General features: G+C 65.1%; 22 protein-coding genes. 14 read left to right on the forward strand and 8 right to left on the reverse strand.

Annotated elements, in window-relative coordinates; all coding sequences use genetic code 11:
• Positions 1-178: 178 nt before the first annotated feature.
• The 5 genes from QA600_RS19230 (at position 179) to QA600_RS19250 (ending at position 3,953) form a co-directional block, all read left to right on the forward strand.
• Positions 179-775 (forward strand): DUF6149 family protein, encoded by a 597-nt coding sequence (locus QA600_RS19230; RefSeq protein WP_278293549.1) that lies wholly within the window; start codon positions 179-181, stop codon positions 773-775.
• Between the two features lie 215 nt (positions 776-990).
• A complete protein-coding gene (locus QA600_RS19235; protein WP_278293550.1) occupies positions 991-1,296 on the forward strand; it encodes a HalOD1 output domain-containing protein in 306 nt (101 codons plus the stop codon).
• A gap of 76 nt (positions 1,297-1,372) precedes the next feature.
• Complete coding sequence (locus QA600_RS19240) at positions 1,373-2,641, forward strand: MFS transporter (RefSeq protein ID WP_278293551.1); 1,269 nt, start codon at positions 1,373-1,375, stop codon at positions 2,639-2,641.
• A 66-nt stretch (positions 2,642-2,707) separates the two neighbouring features.
• Positions 2,708-3,592, forward strand: coding sequence for a homoserine kinase (locus tag QA600_RS19245; protein ID WP_278293552.1), 885 nt, complete (start codon positions 2,708-2,710; stop codon positions 3,590-3,592).
• A 10-nt stretch (positions 3,593-3,602) separates the two neighbouring features.
• Positions 3,603-3,953, forward strand: a complete 351-nt coding sequence (locus QA600_RS19250) for a hypothetical protein (RefSeq protein WP_278293553.1) — start codon at positions 3,603-3,605, stop codon at positions 3,951-3,953.
• A gap of 27 nt (positions 3,954-3,980) precedes the next feature.
• Here QA600_RS19250 and QA600_RS19255 read toward each other — a convergent pair whose 3' ends face one another.
• From QA600_RS19255 to QA600_RS19265, 3 genes are all read right to left on the reverse strand, one after another.
• Positions 3,981-4,292, reverse strand: a complete 312-nt coding sequence (locus QA600_RS19255) for a hypothetical protein (protein WP_278293554.1) — start codon at positions 4,290-4,292, stop codon at positions 3,981-3,983.
• A 468-nt stretch (positions 4,293-4,760) separates the two neighbouring features.
• On the reverse strand, positions 4,761-5,669 hold the full coding sequence (gene pdxS / locus QA600_RS19260) for a pyridoxal 5'-phosphate synthase lyase subunit PdxS (protein ID WP_278293555.1): 909 nt from the start codon (positions 5,667-5,669) through the stop codon (positions 4,761-4,763).
• 78 nt (positions 5,670-5,747) lie between these two features.
• A complete protein-coding gene (locus QA600_RS19265; protein WP_278293556.1) occupies positions 5,748-6,509 on the reverse strand; it encodes an acetoacetate decarboxylase family protein in 762 nt (253 codons plus the stop codon).
• 91 nt (positions 6,510-6,600) lie between these two features.
• Between QA600_RS19265 and QA600_RS19270 the strand changes: the two genes are divergently transcribed.
• A complete protein-coding gene (locus QA600_RS19270; protein WP_278293557.1) occupies positions 6,601-7,311 on the forward strand; it encodes a DUF1405 domain-containing protein in 711 nt (236 codons plus the stop codon).
• A 3-nt stretch (positions 7,312-7,314) separates the two neighbouring features.
• On the opposite strand, the gene QA600_RS19275 is transcribed toward QA600_RS19270, so the two are convergent.
• Positions 7,315-8,238 carry a hypothetical protein gene (locus tag QA600_RS19275; RefSeq protein ID WP_278293558.1) on the reverse strand — a complete coding sequence of 308 codons (924 nt, stop codon included), beginning with the start codon at positions 8,236-8,238 and terminating at the stop codon, positions 7,315-7,317.
• A 286-nt stretch (positions 8,239-8,524) separates the two neighbouring features.
• Here QA600_RS19275 and QA600_RS19280 point away from each other — a divergent pair, with 286 nt between their 5' ends.
• From QA600_RS19280 to QA600_RS19300, 5 genes are all read left to right on the forward strand, one after another.
• On the forward strand, positions 8,525-9,466 hold the full coding sequence (locus QA600_RS19280; RefSeq protein WP_278293559.1) for an ABC transporter ATP-binding protein: 942 nt from the start codon (positions 8,525-8,527) through the stop codon (positions 9,464-9,466).
• Positions 9,463-10,245 (forward strand): ABC transporter permease subunit, encoded by a 783-nt coding sequence (locus tag QA600_RS19285; protein ID WP_278293560.1) that lies wholly within the window; start codon positions 9,463-9,465, stop codon positions 10,243-10,245. Before QA600_RS19280 ends, QA600_RS19285 begins: the two co-directional genes overlap by 4 nt.
• Positions 10,246-10,301: 56 nt before the next feature.
• The gene (locus QA600_RS19290) at positions 10,302-11,108 is read left to right on the forward strand and encodes an ABC transporter permease subunit (RefSeq protein WP_278293561.1); all 807 of its coding nucleotides are present in this window, start codon (positions 10,302-10,304) and stop codon (positions 11,106-11,108) included.
• An 85-nt stretch (positions 11,109-11,193) separates the two neighbouring features.
• Positions 11,194-12,180 (forward strand): hypothetical protein, encoded by a 987-nt coding sequence (locus QA600_RS19295; protein ID WP_278293562.1) that lies wholly within the window; start codon positions 11,194-11,196, stop codon positions 12,178-12,180.
• Positions 12,181-12,845: 665 nt separating this feature from the next.
• A complete protein-coding gene (locus QA600_RS19300) occupies positions 12,846-14,258 on the forward strand; it encodes an NAD(P)-binding protein (protein ID WP_278293563.1) in 1,413 nt (470 codons plus the stop codon).
• 221 nt (positions 14,259-14,479) lie between these two features.
• Here the strand turns inward: QA600_RS19300 and QA600_RS19305 are convergent, their stop codons facing one another.
• The 3 genes from QA600_RS19305 to QA600_RS19315 all read right to left on the reverse strand — a co-directional run bounded on the left by QA600_RS19305 (position 14,480) and on the right by QA600_RS19315 (position 19,232).
• The gene (locus QA600_RS19305; protein ID WP_278293564.1) at positions 14,480-15,511 is read right to left on the reverse strand and encodes an NAD-dependent epimerase/dehydratase family protein; all 1,032 of its coding nucleotides are present in this window, start codon (positions 15,509-15,511) and stop codon (positions 14,480-14,482) included.
• Positions 15,512-15,646: 135 nt separating this feature from the next.
• The gene (locus tag QA600_RS19310; RefSeq protein WP_278293565.1) at positions 15,647-18,352 is read right to left on the reverse strand and encodes a valine--tRNA ligase; all 2,706 of its coding nucleotides are present in this window, start codon (positions 18,350-18,352) and stop codon (positions 15,647-15,649) included.
• 241 nt (positions 18,353-18,593) lie between these two features.
• Positions 18,594-19,232, reverse strand: a complete 639-nt coding sequence (locus QA600_RS19315; protein ID WP_278293566.1) for a hypothetical protein — start codon at positions 19,230-19,232, stop codon at positions 18,594-18,596.
• Between the two features lie 203 nt (positions 19,233-19,435).
• Here QA600_RS19315 and QA600_RS19320 point away from each other — a divergent pair, with 203 nt between their 5' ends.
• The 3 genes from QA600_RS19320 (at position 19,436) to QA600_RS19330 (ending at position 24,478) form a co-directional block, all read left to right on the forward strand.
• Positions 19,436-22,048: an MMPL family transporter gene (locus QA600_RS19320; RefSeq protein WP_278293567.1), complete on the forward strand. Its 2,613-nt coding sequence runs from the start codon at positions 19,436-19,438 to the stop codon at positions 22,046-22,048.
• Positions 22,049-22,360: 312 nt separating this feature from the next.
• Positions 22,361-22,996, forward strand: coding sequence for a vitamin K epoxide reductase family protein (locus QA600_RS19325; protein ID WP_278293568.1), 636 nt, complete (start codon positions 22,361-22,363; stop codon positions 22,994-22,996).
• A gap of 117 nt (positions 22,997-23,113) precedes the next feature.
• Positions 23,114-24,478 (forward strand): AMP-binding protein, encoded by a 1,365-nt coding sequence (locus QA600_RS19330; RefSeq protein WP_345782040.1) that lies wholly within the window; start codon positions 23,114-23,116, stop codon positions 24,476-24,478.
• Positions 24,479-24,582: 104 nt separating this feature from the next.
• Here QA600_RS19330 and QA600_RS19335 read toward each other — a convergent pair whose 3' ends face one another.
• The gene (locus tag QA600_RS19335; protein WP_278293569.1) at positions 24,583-25,485 is read right to left on the reverse strand and encodes a DUF6293 family protein; all 903 of its coding nucleotides are present in this window, start codon (positions 25,483-25,485) and stop codon (positions 24,583-24,585) included.
• Between the last annotated feature and the right edge of the window lie 2 nt (positions 25,486-25,487).

Genomic DNA, 25,487 nt, shown 5'->3' on the forward strand with positions numbered 1-25,487 from the left:
GACAGCCACAACAGTTGTCGACGAACGGGCCGTTGGACTCACGGAACGACAACTCTCCCACCCGAACCCGAGGTCGGCTTGCTGATCGTACAGAACCGAAGTCGCGACCAGCGTCGACCCGGATGAGCCTACGTACGTATCCGAACCGCTCTTCAAGGCGGCGTCCGTATCCGTTATCATGAAAATCAGCCAGAACGTACGTCACTTCGCCTCTCGGAAGGCCCTCGAGACCCCAGTTATTCGGTCGGTCGCCAACTCCGGACTCGTCCGGATGCACACGAAAATCTTCACGAAGAAGGCCGATCCCGCTCACGCCGAGGAGCGAACGGATCACCTCGACGACTTCTTCGACGCGACGATGGACACCTACCTCCGCGCGCTCCAGGAGGGATACTCGGAGGCCGAGGCCCGCGAGATCACCCACATCCAGGCCAACTTCGACTTCTACAACCACGGCTGGACGGAGATGATGGAGTTTCCAGTCGACGAACTCGGCGACCACTACGATCGGTACCGCGAGTTCTTCGAGCGCTGGGACGTGACGATCGACGACCCGCTCGGCCAGTTCGCGCCCGTCGACGGCGTCGCCGAGGCGCCCTCGACGCCCGAGAAGCTCGAGGAACCCGAACACCCCTACGCCGAGGGCGGGTTCGCCGACGACGTCTACGTCGAGACCGACGACGGTGAGCTGATCGTCGGTGGGCAGGAAGAACCCGAAGACGTCGACGTCTCGCAGGCGGTCGGCGTCGACGAGGAGATGGACGACACGCGGTGACGACACGTCGCTCGAGCGGGGGTCGAGAGCAGCCTCGAGTTGACCCGCTTCCGGCCTGCCGAACGTTCGCAGCGAACTCGCTGGGTCCGTAAGACGGCAAATTCCCGAGCGGGAAGGGCCCCTTCTTTATTTTGTACGACAGGTTTATAAATATTGTCTGACAGGTATTTATGAGATAGCTCCACATACAGGCCCACGTGCGAGGGACGAGAGCCATGACGTCACGAAACTTCACTCCGGGGGATGCGGGTTCCGCGCCGACGAACACGGTCGTCTTCCGCCACGACTGGACGACTCGGGAGAACCTCGTGGAAAAGGTCGTTGCGGCGGTGGCCGACGTCACCGGCAGCGACGAGACGGAGGTCGAACGGCTTCACGACCGCCTCGATCCCGAGTCGCTGAACCGCCTGTTCGACCGGCGTCGAACCGACCGTGACCCGGGGAGCGCGCGGTTGATCTTCCCGCTCGAGATCTGCACGGTCACGGTGTACGGCTCCGGACTCGTCGTCGTCCAGGCGTAGGGCCGACAGACCGACTCCGCCGAGTCCATTCCAAGCCGCTAAGTACACGGCGCGTCGCCGTTCGAGTACTGACTCGATGGCTCTGAACGCAAACGATCGATCGATCGCCGGCTTCACGATGGCCGGTCACGCGCTGGTTCACTGGTTCGAGACGGCGATTCCGATCTTTCTGGTGGTCTGGCTCGCGGAGTTCGACGTGAGCATCGCCCTGCTCGGGCTGGTCGTCGCGCTCGGCTACGCTCCCTTCGGCATCGGCGCCCTGCCGGGCGGGATCCTGGCCGACCGCTACGGAACCAAACGGCTCATCGTGCTCTGTCTCGCGGGGATGAGCCTCGCCTTCCTCGTGCTCGCGACGAGTACGTCGATCTACGCGATCGCCGTCGGCCTCCTGCTCTGGGGCATCGCCGCCAGCATCTACCACCCCGCCGGGCTCTCGCTGATCAGCACCGGCGTCGAGGAGCGCGGCACGGTGTTCGCCTGGCACGGGATCGCCGGCAACGCCGGGATCGCGCTCGGCCCGTTCGTCGCCGCGACGCTGCTGATCTTTCTCGACTGGCAGTACGTCGCCGCCATCCTCGCCGCTCCCGGGTTCCTGGCCGTGCTGTACGGCCTGACCGCGGAGTTCGATCCGACCGCCGCAGTCGAGGACGGCGTCGACGCGGGTGCCGACGAGGCGCTGTCGCTGTCGGATCTCCTCGACAACTCGAAGGCGCTGTTCGCGAGCGCGTTCGCCATCGTCTTCGTCATCGTCACCTTCGAAGGGCTGTACTACCGTGGGATGCTCACCTACCTCCCCGAGATCCTTCACGGGCTGCCCGCGATGGATGCCCTCGCACTGCCCGACGGGCTCGAGGGGATCGAGCCGGCCGACTACATCTACGTCGGTCTGCTGGTCGTCGGGATGGCTGGCCAGTACGTCGGCGGAAAGCTCACGGATCGAATTGCGCCGGCACGGGGCCTGGCGGTCCTCTTCGCGGTTTTCGCCGTCCTCGCGTTGGCGTTTATTCCCGTTACGACGATGGGACTGTGGGCGATCGTCGCCCTCTGTGGCGTCTTCGGGTTCTTCCTGTTCGCGATCCAGCCGTTCTACCAGAACGCCGTCGCGGTCTACACACCCGCCGACACTCGTGGGCTTTCCTACGGCTACACCTACCTCGGCGAGTTCGGCCTCGGGGCCGCAAGCATCGCGCTGGGCGGGTTCGTCCTCGACGTCTCGCTGGGCTGGTTCTTCGTGATGATCGCCGCGTTCGCGTTCGCCGGAATGGTGCTCTCTGCGGCCCTGGTGGCCGGTCTCGACTGGTTTGCCGACGCGAAGGCGACGCCCGAGACCGCTCCCGACGACTGACGCGTCGTTCCGTCGATTCTCTCGTCGTTCGCTACCTTTTTGGCCGCTCTCTGGAAAGCACTCGGCATGCTCACCGTGCGGGCTCCGGCGACCAGTGCGAACCTCGGGAGCGGCTTCGACATCTTCGGGGTCGCCCTCGGAGCGCCCGCCGACGTGATCCGGGTCGAGCGCGCCCCGGAGACGTCGATTTCGATCACCGGGGCCGGAAGCAACTACATCCCGACCGATCCGGAGAAAAACACTGTCGGCGCGGTCGCCGAGGCCCTCGACGCCCCGGCGACGATTCGGATCGACAAGGGGGTTCGTCCCTCCTCCGGCCTCGGTTCCTCGGCAGCTAGCGCAGCGGGGGCCGCGGTCGCCCTCAACGCCCTCTACGACCGGGGGCTCTCGAGGGAGGAACTCGTCCCCGTCGCCGCCAAGGGCGAGGCCCTGGTCTCGGGCGAGGCCCACCCCGACAACGTCGCCCCCTCGCTGCTGGGCGGCTTCACGATCGCAACCGACGACGGCGTCACTCAGGTCGACGCGTCGCTCCCGGTCGTCGCCTGCCTCCCCGAGACGAGCGTCTCGACGCGGGACGCCCGGGACGTCGTCCCGAAGACGGCCGCCCTTGAGGACGTCGTCGACACCGTCGGCCACGCCGCCACCCTCACCGTCGGGATGACCCGGGACGACCCCGAACTCGTCGGCCAGGGGCTGAACGACGCCATCGTCACGCCGGAGCGCAGCGCCCTCATCGACGGCTACGACGCGGTTCGCGAGGCCGCCCTCGAGGCGGGCGCGACCGGTGTCACCGTCAGCGGTGCCGGCCCGGGCGTGCTCGCGGTCTGTTACGCCGCCGATCGGCGGGCGATCGCCGGCGCGATGATGGACGCCTTCGACGCCGAGGGGATCGAGAGCCGAGCGTACCAGACGACGATCGGCGAGGGAGCGCGGCTCTACTCGGACGGCTGATTCGTGTTCGATGGGCACGCGAACCGACGCGGCGCTCTCGCTCGTCGCGCTCGCCGTCTTCGTCGCGTTCGCGGCTCTCGTCGACGCGTCGATCTCCCCGCTCTTTCTGGCAGTCGGCGGTCTCGGAGCGATCCTGTTCGAACTGGTTGCGTCCCGCGAGTACGACCTCGTCCGCCGGCACTGGGAGCGACGGGACGTTCAGGCCGCCTCGCTCGCCGCCGCGATCGGGCTCGCCGCCGTCGGCGCTCGAGTCGCGCCCGCGCCGGTACTGTCGCTGTGTTGTGGCGCGGTAGCGACCTATCTCGTGTTTCTCGGACTCGTCCGAGTCGGGGCTGTCCCGCCCCCTCGGACGTGGTGGTAGGGCCGACCTGGCACTTTGCCCATGCCCTTAGTCGCGTCGGGCGCTCCGCCAGCGACGGCCGTACACGCGCGGGAACGTCTCGACCTTCGCGTGGCGAACGTCGGTCGGCACGGTCGAAACTCGCGTCGAGACGCTCGCAGGCAGCGGGCCGACGGGCATCGAGGACACCGCCGTCGGGTTGTTCGACGACGGTCGTCGGCCCTCGTAGCCGGAGCCGCGCTGGTGGGACTCGTACAGCTCCTCGACCGTCGAGTGGGCGTCGATCACCGCCTCCCTGGCGGGCTCGAGTCGCTCCCTGACCTCCTGCTGAAACGCCGCGTTCGTGGCCTCCCCCTTCACGTCCTCGGCGAACGCCTCGAACTCCTCGGCCGCCTCCGAATCGTCGTTCGAGTCGAACGCGTCGGAGCCGAGGACGTCCTCGAGTTCGGTCCGGAGCTCGCCGGACTCCCGTCCGAAGTCGGCGAGGTCGACGGCGTTCCAGAGCTCCCGCAGTTCGATCGCGCGTCGGAGGGCGTCGAGATCGAGCGCCAGCGTCGGATCCCGCTCCCGGATCGCCTCGGACAGCCGCTCGAGGTCGAGGACGTCGGGGAGCGCCTCGCCGTCGACGCCAGCGTCTCGTCCGAGGCCTCCTCGGCGACGGCTCGAAGCAGCCCCTCGAGGGCGTTCGTAAGGCGACCGAACAGCTGCTTCAGAGATGTCGACTGGCTCATAGGGTCGGTACGCCCGGCACCGAAAAAACGGAGCTGCTTACCGATTCGTTCGAACGAAAACCGCCAGTATACGAGAACAGTCTCGATCGCTACCCGATCAGACACCGCGACCTTGCAGCATCTCCTCCTCCTCGAGGTCGGCGTTGGCGTCGCCTTTCATTCCCTTCCCGAGGTTCGAGGCGATCTCGGCGAGGCGCTCGGGCTCGTCCCAGTTGTTGACCGCTTCGACGATCGCTTCGCCCATCTCGGTCGGGTTCTCGGCGCCGAAGATGCCGCTGCCGACGAAGATGCCGTCGCACTCGTGGTGCATCATGAGTGCGGCGTCGGCCGGCGTCGCGATACCGCCGGCGGCGAAGTTCACAACCGGAAGTCGGCCCATCTCGGCGGTCTCGTGGACCAGCTCGGCGGGCGCTTCGATATCGCGGGCGTAGGCCTCGCGCTCCTCGTGTTTCATTCCCTCGAGTTCGCGGATCGCGCCCTTGATCGTCCGCTGGTGGTGGACGGCCTGATTGACGTCGCCGGTGCCGGCCTCGCCCTTCGTGCGGATCATCGCCGCGCCCTCCTCGATCCGGCGCAGGGCCTCGCCGAGGTTGCGGGCGCCACAGACGAACGGTGCGGTGAAGTCGCGCTTGTCGATGTGGTAGGCGTCGTCGGCCGGGGTGAGCACCTCGGACTCGTCGATCATGTCGACGCCGACAGCCTCGAGGATCTGGGCTTCCTTCGTGTGGCCGATTCGGGACTTGCCCATCACCGGGATCGAGACCTCGTCGACGATCTCGGCGACGTCGGCGGGGTCGGCCATTCGGGCGACGCCGCCACGCTTGCGGATGTCTGCCGGAACGGCCTCGAGGGCCATGACGGCGACGGCGCCGGCGTCCTCGGCGATCCGAGCCTGTTCTTTGTCGACGACGTCCATGATAACGCCGCCCTTCTGCATCTGTGCGAAGCCGCGTTTCACGAGGTCCGTACCGCGTCGCAGCTCCTCGAGATTGGTAGTTTCGGCCATGTGGCGGCGTTAGGACGCACTGCACTTACGCGTGTCCTTTATCGAGTGAGGGTCGGACGCGTTCCTCGAACCGTCGGTTCACCGAGAGGAGACCGGTTCGCCTCGGCTCAGTCGCGCCCGGACTCGAGCGCCGTACAGCCGAGCCAGCGGCCGTTGCCGGAGTCCGAGCTCCGACGCCAGCTCCGGAGCGACCTCGAGGCGGGTTCCGAGCGGCGGGCCGACCGAGACCTCGCCGCGAAGCTGCATCCGCGCTCGAATCAGTCCGCCGTCGCGAGCGGTGAAACTCGAGCTCTCCACGTCCTGAACTGATACGTCACACCGAGGTCGGGAGACTTCGAGTCGGATCGCGTCCCCCTTTTCATCGGGGCCGTCGACGACGGTCCGAAGCCCCCGCGGTCCGTCGGTCACGGTGATCTGAGTCCGTTCCTTGGGATACCCCCAGAGTTCGCGGCCGAGCGCGACCGACGCGTCGCTCGTCACGGGCAGCCAGTGGACGTACCCACCCGGCTCGCCGCCGAGGAGCCTTGCGAGCGGTCGGTCCGTTCGGCTCGCCCAAACCGCCGGGACGATCACCGCGAACTCGTTGTAGGGCTTGAATTCGTCGCCGTGACCGACCCAATGGTACTGAATCCCGACGAGCGCGACGCAGCCGACGCGGGGGGCGATCGACAGCGGCGAGAGCCGGTCCGGCAGGATCCCCTCGAGGATCGTCCGACGAGCCGGCACGACGACCCCACCGAGTGTACACGAGAGCTCGAGGGGGAGCGAGACGATGTGTCCGGTCGAGAGCTGCCGTTGCTCTTGGCTGTCCCGGTCCAGAGTTCCGGCGTGTGAGTCCATAGGCTAACCGACGGCGGCGAGCGAAGTAGTGCTGTGGCCGGCCCGGGCGCAACCGCTACCGTTTTGCGGGTTCCGTTCGTCGCGCCGAACGATGACCGCGTCGACCGGGCTGCCCGACCGCGATCCGTTGCCGAGCTACCTCGCTCCCGTCCCGAAGACGCTCGAGGACCTCGGGCTGCGGTTCGCGTGGGTCGTCGTCGCAATTAACCTCGCGGGCACCGCCTTCGGGTTCTGGTACTACTCGGCCCAGCTCGCGGCGACGCCGACGGTGATGTGGCCGTGGGTTCCAGACAGCCCGTTGGCGACGCTGTTTATCGCGCTCGCCATCGCCGCCTGGAAGCTGGGCCACGAACTGCCCTGGCTGACCGCGCTGGCCTTCTTCGGAAACATCGTCCTCGGGCTGTGGACGCCGTACACCCTACTGGTGTTTTACGAGACCTACGCCGCCCAGACACATCCGTTGATGTACCAGTTCCTGTTCTGGAGCCACCTCGCGATGGTCGTCCAGGCGTTCGTCCTCCATCGGATCACCGACTTTCCGGTCTGGGGGGTCGCCGTCGCCCTCGTCTGGTATACGTTCAACCTGATCGTCGACTACTTCGTTCCGATACTCGAGGGTCCCCACGGCGTCCACCACACGACGATCCCCGTGGCCCAGGACGAACCGATGTTCCTCGGCGCCGACGCGCTGGGCGTCGTCGGGGCCGGCGAGACGACGTTCGTGCTGCTGGCACTGTTCTTCGCGCTCGCGACGCGGGTCAAGAAGTGCGAGCTCGCGTCCTCGGAGCGCCCGCGGAGCTGACGATCACTCCTCGAGATCTCGGGACCCGAACCGGTACTCGATGCCATCGTACTCGAGGATGTCTCCGTTGTCGACCGTCCGCCCGAACCGGCTGCCGGTTTCGCGTCGATCCTCGAGACGGACGCGTCCCGCGCCGCGATTCTCGGCCAGCGCGAGCAGGGTTCGGAGCTGCTCGTCGCGAACGACTTGTTCGAAAATAATGCGCTCGCCGGATCGCGACCCGTCAACTCGAACCAGTTCGTATGCCGTAGCCCGCTCGGCGCCGTTGAGCCGGTCGGTTCGTGCGACGAGCGTCTCCGACCCGTCGTCCTCGCTCCACTCCACCGACGAAACCGTGGGTGCGGGCTCGAGCGACAGTGGCTCCGCGGTCAGTTCGAACGTCTCGACGAGCGCCGTCTTCGCGTCGGCGTCGTCGCTCGCCGACCAGCCGTCGATACCGAACGCGTAGATCCCGTCCCTGAGGCCCCGAAATCGAGCGTGGCTCCGGTCCGGCGAATCGAGTCGTCCGCCGTTCTCGAGGCCGTCGTTGTCGATCGAGAGCGTCCACTCCATCGAACCGCCGACGCGAAGCGAGTGAAGCGGCAGCGGAATCGTTCGACGAGCAACGTTGAACCACGTCCCGTCCTCGTACTTGTGGAGTCGCCAGCCGTACTGGTTCGTGTTGAACGTCCGTCCGGAGCGGTTCCTGAGCGCGAACGTGATCGATCCGGGAGCGGTCATCGACGCCGTCGACGGCTCGAAAAGTAATCCCACTCGGCCGGCCTCGTTGCAAACTGTCGCGTCGATCCGATCGCCATAGTCGGGACAGTCGATTCGTGCGGCAGTCGGTCGGTCCGAATCGGCGTTCGTTGCTACTCCGAACCCGACGCCTGCGATACCCGTCCCACCGAGTGCGAGGAGGGCGCGGCGCGAAACGGGGCTGCGCATATCAGATGTATCACAACTTCCAACATAAATGTCCGGCAAACTGAAACGCCAGTTTCGGGACGTCGAACGATGCTCGCCGGTAGCTTCGACGAGACCGCCACCCCGTCGTCAACGGTCGTGTTGTGTTACGACACAGTTTGCCGACGTCGTTCGGTGAGACCGATTCCGTCATCACGAGAAGAGAGTGTTCGCTACTGTGAATACGACTTTATATTCGGGATCGGTGTCGAACGAGCTACAGCGGTCGTCGCGGCCGACCGCGAGTTCCCGACACGAGTGGTCACGTATGTGTGCCCAGACCGAAACCCTCGACACCGAACCGGACCGCGGCGCGTCACCGATCAGACTGGACGACCTCACCAAACGCTACGGCGAGGTCACCGCCAACGACACCGTTAGCTTCGAGGTCGGGGCCGGCGAGATCTTCGGCTATCTCGGCCCGAACGGCGCAGGCAAGACCACGACGATCCGGCTGCTGCTCGGTCTCATCAAACCGACCTCGGGCTCCGCGGAAGTGCTGGGTGCAGATATCCGAGATCGGCGGGCGCTCACCGACGTGAAAGCCGATATCGGCTATCTTCCCGACTCGCTCGGCTTCGAGGAGCGCCTGACGGGACGCCAGGTGCTCGACTACTTCGCCCGGATGCGCGGCGACGAGCGCCGCGAGGAGCTACTCGAGCTGTTTCGCCCGCCGCTGGACAAGCGCGTCGAAACGTACTCCCACGGGAACAAACGGATGCTCGGCATCGTCCAGGCGTTCATGCACGATCCGGACCTCGCGATTCTCGACGAGCCGACGTCCGGCCTCGACCCGCTCAAACAGGATCGGATGCACGCGTTTCTCGAGGCGGAACGCGACGCCGGCAAGACGATTTTCTTCTCCTCACACGTCCTCAGCGAAGTCCAACGCGTCTGTGATCGAGTCGGGATCATTCGGAACGGGGAACTGGTCGCGCTCGAGGAGATCGACGACCTGCTCAAACGCGGCGGCAAACGCGTCCGGGTGCAGCTGGCAGCGCCGGTGGACGAGTCGGCGTTCGTTACGTCGGAAATGATCAACGTCGAAATCATCGATGCCACGGTCCGGTTCACCTACACCGGCAAGCCCGCCGAATTGCTGGAGTATCTCGTCCAGTTCGCGGTCGAGGACGTCGACATCAGCGATCCACAGCTCGACGACATCTTCAAACACTACTACGGAGACGATCCTCCGGCGGGTGCGGGATGACGGCGATCCTGCGGGTCGAGTCGACGAAACTGTCTCGCAGCTCGCTCGTCCTTACGGGGCTGTTCGCTCTCCTCTCGGCGTTTTTCTTCGTGGTGTTTCCGGCATTCGCCGAGGAGGCGGAGCTCATCGAGGAGGCGTTTCCGGCGTTTCTCGTCGGCCTGCTCGGCATCGAGGAGTTACACACCATCGAGGGGTTCGTCGGCGGCTATATCTTCTCGGTCATCTGGGTCCTTTTCGCGGGGATCTACTTCGCCTACGCCGCTGGTGGACTGATCGCCGGAGACGTTCGCGCGCGCCGGATGGATCTGTTGCTCTCGAACCCGGTTTCGCGCGAGTCGGTGGTGCTCCAGAAGGTCGCCGCGCTCTGGGTGCCGCTGGTGGCGCTGAATATCGGCCTATTCGTCGTCGTGTACGCTGCGGCAGCGGCAATCGGTGAGACGCTCGACCTCGTCTCGCTCGGGGTGGCGCATCTCCTCACGGTCCCGTACCTGCTGGTCTGTGCCGGGATCGGCATCCTCTTCTCCGTCACTCTCGACCGCGTCGAGAGCGCGCAAGCCGGTGCGCTGGGACTCGTGTTCGTTCTCTGGCTGGTCGAGGGGCTCTCGGAGACGGCACCGGAGTACGACTGGATCGGTCTCGTCTCGCCGAGCCGGTACTACGATCCGTCCGCGATCCTCGTCCACGAGGAGTATGCGCTTGGAGACGCCGCGATCCTGCTGGTGGCGTTTCTCGCACTGCTCGGACTCGCACTCTTGGTGTTCGCGCGGAGGGATATCTGATGGGGGCAAAACCGGAATCCGACGGCACTAACGCACGCCAGGCGTCGAAATTCGACATGCAATCCGCTATCGGCGGCGCCGCGACGGCCATCCTGCGCGTCGAATCCGGCAAGCGCGTCCGCAGTTCGGTCGTGCTGGTGGTCGTCTTCGCCCTGCTTGCCGCGATGTACTTCGCGATGTTTCCGAGCATCCAGGAGGAGGCGGAACTGCTCGAGGAGGCGTTTCCTGCGGTCTTTTTCGACATGTTCGGGATCGAAGCGCTGCACACCATCGAGGGGTTCATCGCCGCGGAGATCTACTCGTTTTTCTGGATCGTTCTCGTCGGCATCTACTTCGCCTACGTCGGCGCCGGCATGATCGCGAAAGACGTCGACGAGCGGAAGATGGACCTCACGCTCTCCAATCCCGTCTCGCGTGAATCGGTGGTACTCCAGAAGATTGCCGCCCTCTGGCTCCCGCTGGTCGTGCTGAACGTGGGCGTCGGCGGGATCGTCCTCCTCGGCGGGATCATCATCGGCGAACCGCTCGATCCGGTTGCCGTCGCGATGGTGCACCTGCTCTCGATCCCGTACCTGCTGGTCTGCGGTACGATCGGGTTGCTCGTCTCCGTCGTGATCGACCACGTCCGGACTGCCCGGGCAACCGCACTGACCGTCGTCTTCGTCCTGTGGCTGGTCGAGGGTATCTCCCGATTGGACGAAAACTACGAGTGGATCGGCGCGGTCGGTCCGAGCCGGTACTACGACGAGACGGCGATCCTCGTTCGCGAGGAGTACGCGTTCGCCGACGCCGGAATTCTCCTCGTGGCGTTTCTTGCGTTGCTCGGCGTCGCCGTTTTCGTCTTCGTGCGCCGGGACATCTGAGGCGGGTCGTCCCCTCGAGCGAACAGTCGGTCCGCGAGGAACGAAGGTCGGGGCTATATCGAAGCCGACGGCGTGTACCCTTCGTATGACACCGGATCGACGAGACGTACTGAAGCTCGCGGGTGCAACGGCGGCGGCCACCGTCGGAACGACGAGCATCGTCACGGTCACCGCACAGGAAGAGGACGACGAGCTTCCCGACTACAGTCGGTGGCTCCCGATCACAGACGCACCCCTCGAGTTCGCCTTCCTCGACTGGGCCGCTCTCGAGGAGTTCGTGACGGACGAACTCGAGGCCGCCGAACCCGACGAGGAGGTGCCACCGGAGTACGAGGCCGACCCGATGATCGCGCCCGTCTCGGAGGGGGCGCTCGGGACCTACTTCTACGTCGGACTGGACCTCGCGCAGTACCGCCTCGGCGGGCTCCTCGACGACGAGGCGTTCGACTCGAGCGTCGAGGGACTGCTCCGAACGCCCGAGGCGTTCGTCGCGCTCGGGACGATCGACCCCGGAGAGATCGATGCCCGAGTCACCGCCGAACCCGAGGCCGAGTTCATCAGACAGCTCGAGCGAACGGACGGGATCGGCGCGTACGACGTCTACACTCCGGTCGACGCCGGCGACGCTGCGATCGCCGTCGGCGACGACGCCCTCGCGGTGGCTTCCGAAACCGACGATCCGATCGGGACGCTCGAGACGTTCGTCGGCGCCGCCGAGGGCGACGGCGCGCAGGCGACCGACGAGAGCGAGGCGTTCGCGTGGGTACTCTCGAGCGCTGGGGGCGCCGACGCCGTCGTCGGTCAGTACGGACCGAATGCGGGGGACGGGGGAGTCGTCGACTTCGACTACGAGGACCTCGAGGACGCCGAGACGGTCGTCTCCTCGCTTTCTATCGTAGACGCCGAGACCTCCACTGGCGAGTTCGCGGCGGTTATCGACGACCCCGACGAGGCCGCGCTCGAGGACCTTCTCGGGGCTTCCGGCGAGGATCGGTCGGTCGACGTCGACGGCGATCGGGTGACCGCGACGGCGACGTGGCGGGAAGAGGCCGTGACGGGCACTCGAGAGTAGTGAGGGGTGGCGGCGAGGACCGATCGATGTCGCGGTGGCGCGCGCTGAGCGAGGGCAAGTGGCAAGCGCCCCGTCGCTCGATTTCGTGCGAGGTCTTCGCGAACAGAGCGAGTAAAGCGTGAAAGGCGCTTCGTGCCTTCCTGTGGATGAGCCAACGAACGGAATGAGCGAGCGAATTAGCTGGAGAGGGCGTGGAAATTCACTGCTGCCAGTTTGAGGAGTCTGTCCGAGACGGACACTGAGTTACGTACAGATCGAGTAGCCAACAGAGTACCACTCGAGCTCACCGATAGTCGTCAAGGACGGCGTCCTAACTATAGAGCATATATGCAGCACGACCCCTTCATTTGTTCACACTGAAATAGCTAAACCGCGTATTCACTACACACGCTTGGTTCCTGCCGCGTTTTCTACCAGATACCACTACGTTATTTGGTCACATGGATGCAGGACGCATATCCCTCACTGACCGATAGACCTGCACGTAGTAGTTCCTGCTCAACCCCTGCAGATCCGTCACAAAGTGGCTATATGTGACTGTGTCGCATAGAGAAGCCATCAGATGACAGACGAGAGTGATCAGTTCGAAACCGACGAGAAACAGATCAACAGGGGTTCTTCCGGCAGCAATCGCACTGAGCGTCTAACGACCGGGGTGGTTCGATATGGAGACGCTTGAGACGGATTACCTGGTAGTGGGTGCCGGGGCGTCGGGGATGGCGTTTACAGACACGTTGATCGACGAGTCCGACGCCGATGTCGTGATGGTAGACCGGCGGGCGAATCCGGGTGGCCACTGGAACGACGCCTACCCGTTCGTACGGCTGCACAATCCGTCTGCGGTCTACGGGGTCAACTCGCGGCGGCTCGGCACCGACGAGATCGACGAGGTCGGCCCGAACGCCGGCTTCTACGAGCGGGCGACCGGCGCGGAGATCTGTGACTACTATCGCCGCGTGCTCGAGAAGGACCTGCTCGCCTCGGGGCAGGTCCGCTTTTTCGGCACGTCCAACTACATCGGTCCCGATGAGGGCAGCCATCGATTCGAGTCCCGGCTGACCGGCGAGACGACCGCGGTGGCCGTCCGGCGCCGGGTCGTGGACGCCACTTACGTGGAATCGTCCACACCCACGACCCACACGCCGCCGTTCGACGTCGACCCGGACACGCGGCTGGTCACCCCCAACGAACTCGTCGAGCTCGCCGACCCAGCCGACGGGTTCACCGTCATCGGTGCGGGGAAGACGGCCATGGACACCTGCAGCTGGCTGCTCAGCCAGGGTGTTCCACCGGGGGAGATCCGGTGGATTCGACCCCGTGACCCCTGGACCTTCCCCCGGGGCAGTTTTGAACCCCTGGAACACGTGCCGTTGTTCATGGAGTCGTTCTCGCTGTGGATGAAAGCAGCTGCGGTAGCTGAGGACGTTCACGACTTTTTCCAACGACTAGAAAACAACGAGGTGCTGGTCCCGCTCGATCCCGAGATCGAACCTGAAACTCTTCGTGGGGCTACCCTCAGCCAGGATGAACGCGATAACCTACGCCGGATCCGCACCGTCATCCGCAAAGGATACGTCCAGCGTCTTGAGGCCGACCGCATCGTGCTTGACGACGGGTCCGTATCTACCGACCCACAGCACGTACACGTCGACTGCACCGCTCGCGGCGTCGAGACACCCCCGCCGCAGCCGATTTTCGCCCCCGACCGGATTACCATTCAGTATATTATCGCTCCCGGAACCATTCCCTTCAGCCCTGCTATCACCGCCTACGTCGAGGCGACCCGCGACGACGACGCGGAGAAAAACCGACTGTGCCCGCCCAACCCCGGGTTCGGCGACGCGGAGAAATTAGTCGGCCAAACCCTCGTCATGCTACGGGCCTTCGCCGCCTGGCAGGCAGAACCCGACATCGAGGACTGGCGACAACGTTGTCGACTCAGCTATACACGAGGAATGAACGAACACCTCGACGACCCACGCGTGCTGGGTGCACTCGAGCGGATCGGTGAGTACCAAGAATCGGCGATTGCAAACCTCGAGCGACTCTGGGAACCCGCCGAGCCTTCGACCGCCTGAACGGTCTTGAGGGGGCGCCTGTCCCAACTTGCGTGGTGTCTCAGCCGTCCTTCGTGCAAGCCGGTACCCTGAGCGGCGTGCCGTGACCGATACGCGCCTTGTCTCTTGCGAAGGTGTAGCGGACAATCGATTGTCTCTCGGTAGGGGTATGCGAGATACGGAGACCACATATAGCAACCGTCGGTAGCAGATTGGAACTGCTTGCCAGCGTTAAGCGGTAGTCAAGGAACAGTGTCAGCGGCGTTCCGTGACGGTGTTGTCTGTCCTTCCATTCCGAGTTGTTCCATCTCCCACGCAAGATAGTCACGAAGCCCGTCTTCTATCGTGCGGTGTTCGATCCCGAGTTCCCGCTTTGCCTTGGAATTATCGACCAGGATTTCCGTCCCCCCAAAGGTTCGGAACGTTTCTGGTTCAAATCCTTCTGGGGGCGTCGTAACCCATTCGACCGGCGTCAGTATCTTCCCGAGAAGTTTGAACCATAACGGCGAGACGGTTCGTGGGGCAGAGACACCGGTAAGATCTTCTGCGATATCGAAGACTTCGATCACCTCACGGGACTCGCTCGAGATGATGTACTCTTCTCCAACGTCTCCCGATTCCATCGCAAGTAGAAGACCACGAACAGTATCGTCGACGTGATCGTACGGGAGAGCAAATCGTCGTGGGAACATCGGGAGGTCGCCCTGCAACCAGTTCACGAAGCCTTCGCGGAGTGACCCGTACTCCTTGTCTCCCGGGCCGTAGACCCCGCCAGGCTGGACGATAACCAGCGGCAACCCGTTGTCCATCATTGGCCCAGCGACCTCGTAGTGAGCACGCCACTTCGTGTCGAAGTAGACGGAGAGACCCGGCTTGTCAGGGCGATACGATTCGTCAACGATCTCGCCGTCAGTGTTGCCATAGACACCGACGGTGCTGGTGTAGACGCCTTTGGGGATGTCGAGTTCGTCCATCAGTTCGAGAACGTTACGAGTCCCCTCGACATTGATCCGCTGGGCCAGCCTACGTTCTTTGGGCCCCGGACCGATGAACCACCATGCAGCCATGTGAAAGAGACGATCGACCCCGGCCATCGGCTCGCGCATGCTCTCTTTGTCGGTGATATCTCCCTTGACTACGGTCACATCGTCGGGAAGATGGCCCGCGTTCGAACGGGACCGCGTTAACGCGGTGACGTCGTGACCATCGTCCACTAATCGTTCGACGAGTTTCGTCCCCATGAAGCCAGTCGCTCCTGTAACGAAGTACTCCATTTCGTCTCACTATGTGGGTCAGTTTCAAAGCGTCACCCCATGACGAATCTGCAAGCGTCGAAAGAGCACCAGTCGACGAGAGATACGCACTCTATACGTAACGCAGTATCGCAATCGAGATTCGAGCCCGGGCGCCTACTCGAGGATCACGATCGCCGAATCGGTCTCGAGCATCTCGCCGTCGCCCGAGTAGGTGCGCTCGAGATCGACTTCGAACAGTTCGTCCTCGAGTTCCTCGCCGGCGACTCGCAGCACACCATCGCCGTCGTCAATCTCGTACTCCCCGCTCTCGATTCCCGAATCGATTTCGCCCACCTTCGAGCCGTAGCGGGGGCCGAGTGTCGAGTAGTCGAGGTCGATCGAGGCGACCTCGGTCGTGATCTCCGGAGGCTCCTCGAGCACGTCGAGCTCCTGGACGTGCATCACGTTCTGGATGGCGTCCTCGAAGCCCTCGATCGGGCCGTACACCGAGACGGCCTCGAGATCGGCGTTCAGCGAGAGCTGGTTCTGGCTCTTGTAGCGACGCAGCGCCGAGATGACCTCCATCGCGGTCTCGCCGGCCTCGAGGTCGGCCTCGTACCCCTGCGGGGTCGGCCAGTCGCGGACGTGGATGCTCGTTTCGGCGAGGTCTCCGCTCTCTCGCGGCTCCGCCGCTCGATCTTCCGAGGCGCGTTGCGCCTCGCTGTAGCGCGCCTGCCAGATCTCCTCCGTGACGTGGGGCAAGAACGGCGCCCACAGCTCGAGGAACGTGCGATGGGCGGTTCGCAGCGCGTACTGCGTCGAGGGGTTGTCCTCGCGCTCCTTGGCGATCTCGAGGTAGTCGTCGCAGAACGTGTTCCAGAAGAAGGTTCTGAGACGGTCGCGAGCCTTTGCGAACTCGTAGGCCTCGAGGTGGCCCGTGAGCTCCTCGATCGCGTCGTCGAGTTCGGCGAGCAGCCAGCGGTCGATCGCCTCGAGTTCGGCCGGCCCCTCGGGAGCTGCGGGTGCCAGATTGTCGACGAGCTTCGAGGCGTTCCAGAGCTTGCGTAGTAGTTTCTCGCCCGCGGTGAGGTCCTTCTCCTGGTAGGGGAAGTCGTCACCGACTGCGGCGCTGGCCGCCCAGAACCGCACCGCGTCGACGGGATACTCCGCGAGCACCTCCTCGGGGGCGACGACGTTGCCCTTCGATTTGGACATCTTCTCCCGGTTCTCGTCGAGCACGTGGCCGTTGATTAGCGTCGCGTCGAAGGGGACCTCGCCGGTGTGCTCGTAGCACTTGACGATGGTGTGGAAGAGCCAGAACGAGATGATGTCGTGGCCCTGCGGACGGAGGTCGAACGGGTAGAGCTCCGGATTCGCCATCGAGAACTCCTGGGCCTCTTCGTCCCAGTCCCAGCCCGCGTTGATCAGCGGCGTCAGCGAGGAGGTCGCCCAGGTGTCGAAGACGTCCTCCTCGGGGTCGAACGTGTCGTTCCCACACTCGGGGCAGGTGTCGATCGGCGGCTCGTCCGAGAGCGGATCGACGGGCAGGTCCTTCCGACGAGCCATGACCTCGTGGTCGCACTCGCTGCAGTACCAGACCGGGAACGGGATCCCCGAGTCGCGCTGGCGGGAGATCAGCCAGTCCCACTCGAGGCCCTCGATCCAGTGTCGGTAGCGCGAGAACATCTTCTCGGGGTACCAGTCCATCTCGCGGCCGGCCTCGAGGTACTCCTCCTTGTGGTCGAGAATCTCGACGTACCACTGCTTGGAGACGCGGTACTCGACGGGCGTCTCGCAGCGTTCGTGGACCTGCACGGCGTGGGAAATCTCCCAGCGATCGCGCAGGACGCCCTCGTCCTCGAGATCCTCGACGATGGCCTCGCGGGCCTCCTCGGTCGACATGCCCTCGTAGTCGCCGGCCAGGTCGGTCATCGTCGCGGACTCGTCGATCGCCACTCGCAGCGGCAGGTCGTGGGCCTGGTACCACTCGATGTCGTTCTGGTCGCCGAACGTACAGCACATGACGACGCCGCTGCCCTTTTCCATGTCGACGCGGTCGTCGGCGATGATCGGCACCTCGTGGCCGAAGATCGGCACTCGAGCGGTTTCGCCGACGAGGTCCTGGTTCGCCTCGTCGTCGGGGTGGACGAAGACGGAGACGCAGGCCGGGATCAGTTCTGGACGGGTCGTCGAGATGACGAACTCCTCGCGGTCCGTGCCGTCGCTAGCAACGCCGAACGCGATGTCGTTGAAGTGCGAGCCGCGCTCGTCGTCCTCCATTTCGACCTGCGAGATCGCTGTCTCGCAGTCGGGACACCAGATCGCGGGCGCTTTCTTCCGATACTCGCGTCCCTTCTCGTAGAGATCGAGGAAGGAGAGCTGCGAGACGCGCCGAACGCGGGGTTCGATCGTCTTGTAGGTGTGACCCCAGTCGATCGAACAGCCCAGTCCCTGCATCTTGTCGGTGAACTCGGCCTCGTACTCCTCGCAGACCTCGCGACAGAGCTTCTGGAACTCGCGGCGTTCGTAATCCTGGTGGCGGATGTCCAGTTCTTTCTCGGTCAGCCGTTCGCTGGCGATCCCGTTGTCGTCGTAGCCGAACGGGAAGAGGACGTCACCGTCGTACATTCGCTGGAACCGGGCCGCGAAGTCCTGGATCGTGTGACCGTAGAGGTGACCCATGTGCAAACTTCCTGAGACCGTCGGCGGCGGCGTGTCGATCGCGTAAGTGGTGTTGGGATCCTGTCCAGGGTCGCCGTCGTAGGCGTACACCTCGGCGTCGACCCAGCGATTCTGCCAGCGGTTTTCGACGGCTTCGGGGTCGTAGCCGCCTTCGAGACTCGGCTCCTCTCGCTCGCGGGTTTCGGGGTCCGTACTCATGCTCTCACCGCCCGAGGGGGGCGTCGTCGGTGCGTCGTCGTGGGGAGGATTCGATCGTACATACCGGTCGTTGTCGGTGAATGCTGGTCGGCTACAATACATCCGTCGATACGGGGTTGGCGTGTGGGGCTACGGAGCCCCTACGAAAACGACGTCGCGGAACGCGCCGGGTCCGACAGCGCGGATCATAGCACTACTTCTGCGCGGGCGCTGTTAGGTGTTTCGCGTCGCTCGAGTGGAGTTAGCCGGAAAGCCGAATCACGGCTCGAGACGGCGTCGGTCGGCGAAGCTCGCCCTCGAGGTAGGTCGCCAGCCGCTCGAGGAACTGGTCGTCGACGTCCGCCTCGCCGCCGACGGCGAGGTCGATTCGGTCGTGCCTTCCGGGATCGTGTTCACCCTGCATCACGAGCGAGAACAGCTCCCGCGGGGTGACGGGGTCGCCGGCGTCGAGACGGTCGGCGACGCCCTCGAGGGTCGATTCGACGCTGGTTTCGACCTCAAAGGTGACGTCGACGGAGACGTTCGCGCCGCGTCTCGAGGCAGCACAGGCCTCCTCGGAGTGGCGGACGGCCGGCACCAGTACGTCCGCGAAGTCGACGCCCTGTTCATCGGTCCCGACGTAGGCGAACGCGAGCACGGCCTTGAGCCCGTCCAGCGTGTCCGCGTCGCTCGTCAGTTCCTCGAAGACCTGCCGGCGATCCTTCGCCGAGAGCGTGTGCAACAGCAGGTCGAAATCGAGGATCGCGTCGACGACGCGCCGACGGACGCGCGCCTCGGCGTTTCGCCGGGACTGCTCGTGGCCCATTTCCCGTTCACCGAGCAGAAACGCCCGATCGGCCGGCGTCAACATCCCTCGGTCGCGGTCGATATCGGTGTTCATAATCGGTTTCCGATTATACGACATTGGCTTCTATGCGAACCGATATGAACGCTTGGGTTCGAGGGATGTACATGATCGCCAGCGAACGGTCGAGCGTCGACGTTTCGGACTCGTCCCTCGAGGATCGAGCGTCGCCCGGCCCCCGACGAGCCGCTCGAAAGCCGGCTTCCGACGCATCAGTACACCGCAGGGGACGATAACGAATGGGCGGGTCGATTGCCGACCGCTACGCCGACCTGATCGTCTCCCACAGCAAGCTGGTCGTTCTGCTCGTGCTCGTGCTCACCGCCGTCGTCGCCGCCGGCGCCGCGATCGGCGAGAGCGAGGACGGCGAGATCGGCCAGTTCGAGACCGACTCCGAGGAGACCGAGGCCCTCGAGGAGATCGACGAGACCTACGGAACGGACGACCGGGTCGTGGCCCAACTCGTCGTCCGGGACGAAGGCGGCGACGTGCTCACGCGCGAGTCGTTGCTCGAGGGCCTCTATCTGCAACAGGAGGTCCGCGAGAACGAGTCCCTGAACGAGACGCTCGCCGACGAAGGCTTCGTCGCTCTCGAGAACGTCGTCGCGACGGGGGCGGTGTTCGAGGACCGCGCGGCCGAAGCCGAGGGGCCCCCTGATACCAGCGAGCCCACGCTCGAGGAGCAGATCGAGGCGCTCGAGGACCGCTCGGACGAAGAGGTCGAGGAGCTGCTGGCCGACGTCCTCGACCCCGACGCGGACAACCAGGGTGAGGACCCATACGAGTTTCTGCCGAGCGACTACGAGCCGGGTTCGACGACCGCCGAGTCACGGATCGCCTTCCTCTTCCAGGTCGACGACAGCGGCGAGGACGACGATCCGGAGGCCGCCTACGCGGCCCAGGTCGAGATCGACGGCCTCGTCGAGGACCGCTTCGACGACGCCTTCCTCTTCGGTCAGGGCGTCACCGACGAGGCCTCGAGCAACGCGGTCGGCGACAGCTTCGCGATAATCACCCCCGTCGCGCTCGTGCTCGTGTTGTTCGCGCTCGGGGTCGCCTACCGCGACGTCGTCGACGTGCTGGTCAGCCTGTTCGGAATCGGCGTCGTGATGGCCTGGCTCGCCGGCATCCTCGGGTGGCTCGAGATTCCCACGAGCCAGCTGCTGATCGCAGTTCCGTTCCTGCTGATCGGGCTCAGCATCGACTACTCGTTACACGTTATCATGCGGTCACGGGAGGCGAGGGCTGGCGTTCTCGAGCGCGACACGCGCGGAGGCGCCGATCCGGAGACGGTCGAAGAACCGGCCGCTGACGGAGGAAGCGACGGGCGAACAGCCCGAAACGGAATGCGCCTCGGCCTGGCCGGCGTCGTCCTCGCGCTCGCGGCCGCGACGTTCTCGACCGGGGTCGGCTTCCTCTCGAACGTCGTCAGTCCGCTGCCCGCGATCCAGGACTTCGCGATCCTCTCGGCTGGCGGGATCCTCGCGACGTTCGTCGCCTTCGCAGTCCTCGTGCCCGCGCTGAAAGTTGAGGTGGACGACCTGCTCGAGGGACGGTTCGGAATCGATCGGCAGAAGGACCCCTTCGGCCGGAGCGCAGGTCCGGTTAACCGCGCGCTCTCGGGGGTCGTCTCGCTGGTCCAGCGCGCGCCGCTGGCCGTCGTCGCCGTCGCGCTGTTGCTCGCGATCGGCGGAGCGTACGGCGCCACGGGGATCGACACCGAGTTCAACGAGGCCGACTTCCTGCCCGAGGACGCCCCCGACTGGGCGAAGTCGCTCCCGGGGCCACTGGCGCCCGACACGTACACGATCAGCGACGACGCCGCCTACCTCGGCGACAACTTCCAGGAGCAAGGGGAGGGGAGTCAGGCCCAGATACTGATACGCGGCGACGTCACCGATCCCGCGACGCTGGCCGCGATCGAGAACGGGACCGCGGGAATCGACGGCGACTCGAGCGGCACGATCGCGACCGGTCCGGGCGGCGTCCCCTCGATTGAAAGTCCGGTTTCGGTGATCCAGGAGGTCGCCGACGAGAACGAGTCCGTCGCCGCGGCTCTGGAGGAGCGCGACACGGACGGCGACGGGCTGCCCGACGAGGACCTCGAGGGGCTGTACGACGAACTGTACGAGGCCGACGAGGACGCAGCCGCTACCGTGTTGTACCGCACCGACGACGGCGAGTACGAGACCGCGCGGATGCTCGTCGACGTGCGCGGCGACGCCTCCGCGCAGGCCGTCGCCGACGACACGCGCGCTCTCGCGAGCGTCATCGAGGGCGACGCCCCGGTGTCGGCGATCGCGACCGGCGGCCCCGTGACGAACGCCGTCGTTCAGGACGCGCTGCTCGAGACGCTCGTCCAGGCCTTCGCGGTCACGCTGGTCGTGATTCTGGTCTTCCTGACGGTGCTGTACTGGGTGCGCCACCGCGCACTCACGCTGGGGGCGATCACGCTCGCCCCGGTGGTCGCCGCGCTGGCGTGGCTGCTCGGGACGATGGCCCTGCTCGACGTCCCCTTCAACAGCGAGACGGCCGTCATCACGAGCCTCGCGATCGGGCTCGGCGTCGACTACAGCATCCACGTCGGCGAGCGGTTTCAGGACGAGTCGAACCGTCGCGACTCTCTGCAGGACGCCCTCGCCGCGACGGTCACCGGTACCGGCGGAGCGCTCCTGGGCAGCGCGCTGACCACGGCGGCCGGCTTCGGCGTGCTCGCGCTCGCGCTGGCGCCACCGCTCCAGCGGTTCGGGCTGGTGACGGGGCTGAGCATCATCTTCGCCTTTATCGCCTGCCTTACCGTGTTGCCGTGTCTGCTCGTGGTTCGCGAACGCGTCCTCGAGCGAGTCGCCTGATACGGATTGCTGTACCGATATCCCGGCGTAACCGCGACCCGTGGGGCGGGTGCGCCGGTCATGACGTACAGTAAACCGTATGAGACACGGTCTCGGAGACAGTTTTCGATAGCTGCTCTCGGTTGCTGCCAGCTACGCCAGTAGCTCGAATGTTATTGTGTGAAATGCACAAAACATGTCGTCGCCTGAAGTGGCAATAGAACGTATTTGGTGCGATAAATGCACTGCATCCCAGATCTGCCCGGGAACTATTGTTTGAAATTGGGTTGTTTGAGCAATACTTATTACACTGGGGGACGGAGGTAGTATTGTATGTCGGCTGAAAACCCTCGACGACTACCGTTCGACTACGAGTGGGAGTACTCCCCGAAGGTGACGAGCCTGTTTGGCGCGTTCACGATCGTTGCCGTAGTCGGGTGGCTGGTGACGGTCATGCTGACGGCGATCCACCTGTTCGCACTTCCAGCAATACCTCCTGACGCACCGGTCCAGGGAAGCATCGAAGTGATCACGAGTCCATGGGCGTACGTCTTCGGTGTTCCGCTCGCGACGCTCGGCGGGTTCTACTACCTGACGACGATCGGACTCGCGCTCTGGTGGTTCGACACCCGCCATCCGCTGGTGATCAAGATCCTGACGCCGATCACCGCGAGCGGCGTGGTCTTCTCGTCGTACTTCGTCTACCTGCAGCTGGGCGTGATCGGCGAGATCTGCCCGTTCTGTATGGTGTCCGCCGGCGCGACCGTCGCCCTGTTCGGCCTCGAGCTGGCGATCCTGCGAACGAGTTCGACGCCCTCGCTCTCGAGTATGACCGGCGATCTCGGAAGCCTGCTCGGACGAACGAACGTCCCGCTGATCATGGTGACGGTCCTCGTCGGACTCGCCACGCTCACCGGGCTGTTCGCGGTTCCGCTCCTGCCGCTCCCGGACGCGGTTTCGTTCGTCTAACTCTTCGACCGAGTCGTTCGTTGTCGTTTTCGAAGGATGCACTCGATCCGAGACCGGGTCGAACCACCCGCCCGTGCCGTCCGATGAGTTATGATCGTTCACGTGGGTGTTTCGTGCATGGAGACGGCACCGAACCTGGCCGACTACGAGGGGCTCTCGGAGGTTTTCGAGTGGGACAGCATCTACGCCGACGCCGACTGGGGCGCGCCCGACGAGATCAACGTCGCCCACGAGGTCTGTGACCGCTACCGGACCGACCGCGGCACCGTCGCGCTGTACTTCGTCGGGGACGACGGCGAGCGCGAGCGGATCACGTTCTGGGAGCTCGCGCAGTGGTCGAACGGGTTCGCGAACGTCCTCGAGACCCTCGGGGTCGAGCGGGGCGACCGCGTCTTCGGCTACACGCCCCGAATCCCCGAGCAGTACGTCGCGATGCTTGGCTCCCTGAAGGCCGGCTGCGTCTACGGCGGGATCGAGCCGCAGCTCGGCCCCGAGGAGGTCGCCTACCGGCTCGCCGATGCCGAAGCGAGCGTCGTCGTCACGACGCCCGAGAACCGCGATACCCTCGAGACGGCCCTCGAGGACGTCCCCTCGGTCGAGCACGTGATCGTCGTCAGCGACGACGGCGTCGGCGTTCGCCGGGGCGACGTCAGCTACTACGAAGCGATGGACCGGGCCGAAAACGAGTACGAGACCGTCCGGACCGAGGGCTCGGACCCCGCGTTGCTGTACTACACCAGCGGTGCCACGGGGTCGGCGAAGGGAATCGTCCACGGCCACCGCTGGATCGTCGGCGTCGCCGCGGCCCAGCTGTACGCTGCGGACCTCCAGCAACACGAGACTGACCTTTACTGGGGGGCCGGCGACCGGGGGTGGCTCACCGCGCCCGTCAACGCGCTGGGCGTCTGGTTCTGGGGCCACAGCATTCTCGCCTACGGCGGTGGGTTCGATCCCGACACCTGGACCGCCCTGCTCGAGGAGTTCCCCGTCACCGTGCTCTCGGGAGTTCCCGTCCACTACCGTCGGCTGCGCGAGGAGGCCGACGACCTCGAGCCCGACGATCTGGACCTCCATCGGGCGATGAGCACCGGCGACCCCCTCGAGGCCGAGCTGATCGAGTGGGGCGAGCAGGCGCTGGGAACGCCGATCGCCGACAGCTACGGCCAGGCCGAGACGGGGAACATGCTGATCAACACCTACCCCTCGATCGAGACCAGACCGGGCAGCATGGGGAAACCGCTGCCCGGCGTCGAGGCCAGCGTGGTCGATCCCGACACCGGCGACGAACTCGAGGTCGGTGAAACCGGCGAGATAGCCGTCAAAGGGGAGTTCCCATCCTTTTTCCTGGGGTACTGGGAGGACCCCGAGCGCACCGACGAGGCGTTCGTCGGCGACTGGTACCTGACTGGCGACCTCGGACGGATCGACGAGGACGGCTACTTCTGGTTCGAGGGCCGGGCCGACGACGCCGGCGAACGGTAACGCATGTCGGCTGATTCGTAGGGGCCTACTCTCGGGAACGCGATCGCCAGCGGCGGTTTTCGAGTCGGTACCGACACACTCGAAGCACGCGCTCCCGACTTCAGTCAGTCCTCTCCGGTCGAGTTCGAGTGCGCCCGCACCCACAGCTCGCCGATTCGCGAGAGTCGTGTCCGATACGATTTCCCGTGTTCCTCGCGCTCGATGTACCCCTTCCCGCCGGGGCCGAGCCGATCGACGTTGTAGATCACCTTCGAGCGGAAGCTGTCGGTGTACTCCTCGTTCAACTCGCGGGCCAGCGCCTCAGCGAGCTCGGAAACCGAGGCGAACTCGCCGTCCTCGCCGAGCTTGTACAGGATGAGCTCCTCGAACGGCTTGACGTTCGAGAAGGAGGCGACCGGCAGCTCGACGACGTGGTGGCCGTCGATCTCCTTGGCGCCGATCGTCGTCCCGCGCTCGTCGAACTCCGCGAGCAGCGAGCGGGCGCTCTCGAGGCGTCTCTCGATCCGTTCGTCCTCGAGATCGCCCTCGCGCTCGAGATCCCGGAGCAGGTCGATCCCCTCGCGCAGCTCCTCGGCGAGTTCCGTCTCCAGGTACTTCTCCGGGGCGGTGTAGTAGGTGTGGATCGACTCGCGATCCTCCTGGCGTTCGACCATCAGCGAGTTGGCTGCGGTCGCGAACGCGAAGCTGACCGTGCGGGGCATCGCAGCGACGTTGACCCAGACCTCGTGGCCTCGATCGAGTTCGGCGCTGATTAGGTTGTACGCCTGCTCGAACGCCTCGTCGTAGTCGTAGACGTCCTCGAGGACGAACCGTTCTGTCTCGGCGCCCAGCAGGTTTCGGAAGTCGGTCTCGAGCTTCTCCGAGAGGTGTCTGGAGTACTCGACGTTTGCCTCGCTGCCGACGGCGCCCTCGAGCAGGATGACGCGGTCGACGTCGATCTGATCGCGGACCAGCGGCGCGATCAGCCGGTCGTAGTCGAAGCCGACCGGGACGATGTGCGTTTGCATGG

The organism is Natronococcus sp. A-GB1, assembly GCF_029688845.1.
GTDB lineage: Archaea > Halobacteriota > Halobacteria > Halobacteriales > Natrialbaceae > Natronococcus.